This window comes from Dialister sp. UBA1703 (genome assembly GCA_002320515.1).
Taxonomy (GTDB): Bacteria; Bacillota; Negativicutes; order Veillonellales; family Dialisteraceae; genus Dialister.
The window spans coordinates 1-3,903 of record DCJJ01000122.1; the positions used below are offsets into that span (position 1 = coordinate 1).

The window sequence follows — 3,903 nt, forward strand, 5'->3', positions numbered from 1 at the left end:
CCGTGCGTTAGCACAGGGCCATATGCCCCTCTGCCGCGCAGCGGCAGGCCCCTTCGGGAATACCGACCAGCCCACCAGCTACCAGCCACTGCGCCGCCAGGCGCATCCCGATCCCGGCCCCGATCCCCGCCGCTCCGCGGCTGCACGCCCCCTCTGAACCTTCACGCCCTTCCGGGCATGTCAAAAAAAGCAGCGCCTCCTGAAGAGAAGTGCTGCTTTTTATTTCAATCATGGTGAGAGAAATGCACTTTTACATTATCTCCCCTTTTCACTCTGGCTCCGATGCCCGGATCCTGTTTATCTGCATACCCGCTGCCATCGGGCTGGAATCCCAGGCCTGCTCTGGTGAGCCATTCGCCTACGTCTCTCATGGACCAGCCGGTGAAGCTGGGGAGGCGGAATTCTTTTTCATTGTCCCCCGGCAGTTTGGGCTTGTAGAGCTCGATGGGCCGGTCTTTGGGCTTGGCGTGGATGGTCTGGTCGTCAATGGTGGGCACTTTGAGGTAGCGCATGATCTGGGTCATGGCTTCCTTGAATACCGGCGCTGCCACCTGGCCGCCGTAGTATGTGCCCTTTGGCGTATCCAGCACCACGAGGCAGATGGCTTTGGCGTCTTCTGTGGGGCCGAAGCCGCAAAAGGAGGCAATGTACTGGCCTTTCAGGTAGCCGCCGTTCACCGGGTCCAGTTTCTGGGCGGTGCCGGTTTTGCCTGCCATGTGGTAGCCCGGCACTTTGGCATTGGTGCCGCCGCCTTCGGAGACTTCTTTTTCCATCATGTCTTTCACGTCGTCCGCTACTTTCTGTGAAATAGGATCTCCGCTGTATTCCACCGGCGTCACTTTGTAATCGCTGCCGTCGGCGTTTTTGATGGCTTCGATAATATGGGGCTTCACCATTTTTCCGCCGTTGGCAATGGCACTGTAGGCCTGCACCATCTGGAGAGGGGTGACGGCAATGCCCTGGCCGATGGACATGGTGGCCACGTCGATGGGGCGCATATCCTTCGGTTCAAAGAGGATGCCGCTGCCTTCGCCGGGAAGTTCGATGCCCGTAGGTTTCCCGAAGCCGAAATTCTTGGCGTATTCGGTTAATGTATCACCGCCGGTAAGAAGGCCGATATGGGCAAAGCCGGTGTTGATGGAAAATTTCAGGATGTCCACCAGCCGCACGTCGCCGTAGGACTCATCGTTCCAGTTCCGGATGGCATGGCCGGAGGCCCAGACGGCGCCGGGATCGTGCCACACCCGCTGGGTGTCGTAGGTGCCGGCGGACAGGGCTGCAGAAGCAATGATGGGCTTAAAGGTGGAGCCCGGTTCGTAAATATCCACCACTGCCCGGTTCTTGAACTGGGCTTCCGCTGCTTTGTCATAATGGTTGGGATCGTAGGACGGTCTGTTTCCCAAAGCCAGGATGGCTCCGGTCTTGGGGTCCATGACAATGATGATACCGCCGGACGCATGGGTGGATGCCATGGCCCGGTCCAGTGCTCTTTCCGCATAGAACTGGATATTCTGGTCAATGGTAAGGTATACTGATTTTTCCTTCTTTGCCTTGTAGGGCGCCATGGCCGATTTCAATATGGGATTCCCTCTGGCGTCCGTAAGTATATGCTGCTTATTTGCCCCGCCGCGGATAAGGCTGTCCAGGGACATTTCCAGCCCGTCCAGGCCCTTGTCGTCCAATCCCACGAAGCCAAGCACATTGGCGGCCATGGAGCCATTGGGATAGAAACGGCGGCTTTCATCGAAGAAACCGAAGCCCTTCCAGCCCTTTTCCTTAATGAGGGCGATAACCTTATCCGAATCTTCGGGGTCCATAATCCGTTCCATCCACACGAAACGGGTGTCCTGGGACAGGTCCTTTTCCAGATCCCCTTCCTTCCGGTGAAGGAGCGGCGCCAGTTCCTTTGCCGCCTCTGCGGGGCTCACGTTCATGGTGCCCGGGTCCACATAGAAAGATTTCACCATAATGGAAAAGGCCAGTTCCCTGCCGTTCCTGTCATAAATGGTGCCTCTGGGGGAATAGAGGGTCTGCACCCCTTCCGTCTGGTTTATGGCCATTTCCTCATAGTAATGGCCCCGCACAATCTGCACCCACATGAGACGAAGGAGCAGAAGACCTCCTATGAGGCAGATGAAAAAGGAAAGTTTCACGCTTCGCTTCCTCATCCTATTTCTGGGCAATTCCTTCCTCATGGTCCCTTCTCCTCTTAAACCTTACTGCTGCATCATAAAGGGCAGCAGGATTATTTTCCAGATTTCCGTTCTGCACGCGGAGGAGAAGATTTTTCATTCCTTCCCCCACCATGCTCCCCAGCACCTGGGGTACATTCTTATCATAATGGAGCTCCCGGGTGGTTACCGGCACGGATAAAGCCAGATCCTCCATGTACCGGCCGAAGGCGCTGTGGCCTTCGGTAGCGGAAAAAGGACGTCCGCAGCCGATAATATCCGCATTCCCCAGATCCGTCATCTGATGGAAAGCCTCTGCCATATCCTTGGACGAACGGAAAACGCCCTTCCTGGCCAGGCTCCTCACCCACTTCAGCCCGTTGGCTTCGCCGAAATTGGCGAAATAGTGAAATTTCATGTGATTCTCCACAAGCCAGACCACCCGGTCCGTGAAATCGGCGGGCATCTGCCAGCGGGTCAGGATTTCACGGGCCATGCGTGCCCCTTCCGTGTCATGGCCGTAATCGGTGAGCTTTCCCTTCCGCACTGCCCGGATACCGGGCATCCCTTTTCCCACATCGTGGAGAAGAGCCGCCCAGCGGTTCAAAAGCAGGGGCGATGAAGCATCCACCACCGCCAGGGTATGGTACCAGCCGTCATACTTGTGGAATTCCTTCTGTTGGGGAAGTCCCACCAGATGGGAAAGCTCCGGCAGAATGGGAACGAGCCGGTAAACACCGTTCTCCTTCACCCGGCAGCTCCTGTCAGAAAGCCCGGTGCGTACCATAAGATCCAGCCCCCGGGCTGCATGGGCCGTTACCAGAAGACGGTTCACCTCATCCCGCACCCGTTCCAGAGAAAGCCCTTCCACCCGGGGAAAGGCCCCTTCCATGCCCTCCACCAGACTTTTGTCCGCCATGAGATCAAGCTGCCCCAGAAAACGGCAGGCCCGGAAAAGACGAAGGGCATCCTCTTTGAAACGGCTCTCTGCATCCCCTACAGTACGGAGCTTCTTATTCTTCAAATCACGAAGACCATGGAAATAGTCATAAAGGCATCCGTCCACATCCACCGCCATGGCATTCACCGTGAAATCCCGGCGGCTCACATCCTCCTTCAGCGTATCAGAAAAAGAAACCTCCGACGGCCTATGGGAATCTTCGCCGTAAAACTCCCTGCGAAAAGTGGTGACCTCATAGGACTTTCCCTCCCGCACCACAATCACCGTGCCAAAACGACGTCCCCCGCCGTCAATGGCCTTCCAGCCGGAAGATTTGGCAATGGAAACGATTTCATCAGGACGGGCAGACGTCGTTATATCCCAGTCATGGGGCACCAGACCCATGAGAAGATCCCGCACGCAGCCCCCCACCACATAGGCCTCTTTCCCCTCATCATTCAATTTTCGGAGGATACAGAGCGCCCCTTCATCGATTTTCCCGATCCGCTCATCTTCCCTGTCACCGTCAAAAGAAGAATCCCGGAAATGGGAAATCACGCGGCCAATCAGATTCATAGAAATGCCTTCCCTGAGAAATGCTCCTGCCGGAATGCAGAAAACCTTTAAATTCAATAGTTGTATACCTTATTATATACTTTTCACAAGAACGAGGAAAGGGGGGGCGACCGCTCCGCGGGCGCCGTAAGGTTCTTAAGATTGACCGGCCTATGGCCGGAGGGCTCTTAGGTTTGACGGCGCCTATGGCGCCGAGGGTTGTGGATAGCCGCAGCG

Annotated in this window: 2 protein-coding genes; both read right to left on the reverse strand. The window is 56.2% G+C overall.

All coding sequences use genetic code 11. The annotated features are described in order from the left end of the window. Window positions 1–224 precede the first annotated feature (224 nt). A complete protein-coding gene (locus B2Y11_RS05545; RefSeq protein WP_291057137.1) occupies window positions 225–2,195 on the reverse strand; it encodes a penicillin-binding protein in 1,971 nt (656 codons plus the stop codon). After that, window positions 2,170–3,687 (reverse strand): CCA tRNA nucleotidyltransferase, encoded by a 1,518-nt coding sequence (locus B2Y11_RS05550; RefSeq protein ID WP_291057139.1) that lies wholly within the window; start codon window positions 3,685–3,687, stop codon window positions 2,170–2,172. The genes B2Y11_RS05545 and B2Y11_RS05550 overlap by 26 nt, the downstream gene beginning before the upstream one ends. Window positions 3,688–3,903: the final 216 nt, after the last annotated feature.

Coding starts and splice junctions, on each gene's coding strand:
- B2Y11_RS05545 (WP_291057137.1), bottom strand. CDS start 2,195: ATGAGGAAGGAATTGCCCAGAAATAGGATGAGGAAGCGAAGCGTGAAA.
- B2Y11_RS05550 (WP_291057139.1), bottom strand. CDS start 3,687: ATGAATCTGATTGGCCGCGTGATTTCCCATTTCCGGGATTCTTCTTTT.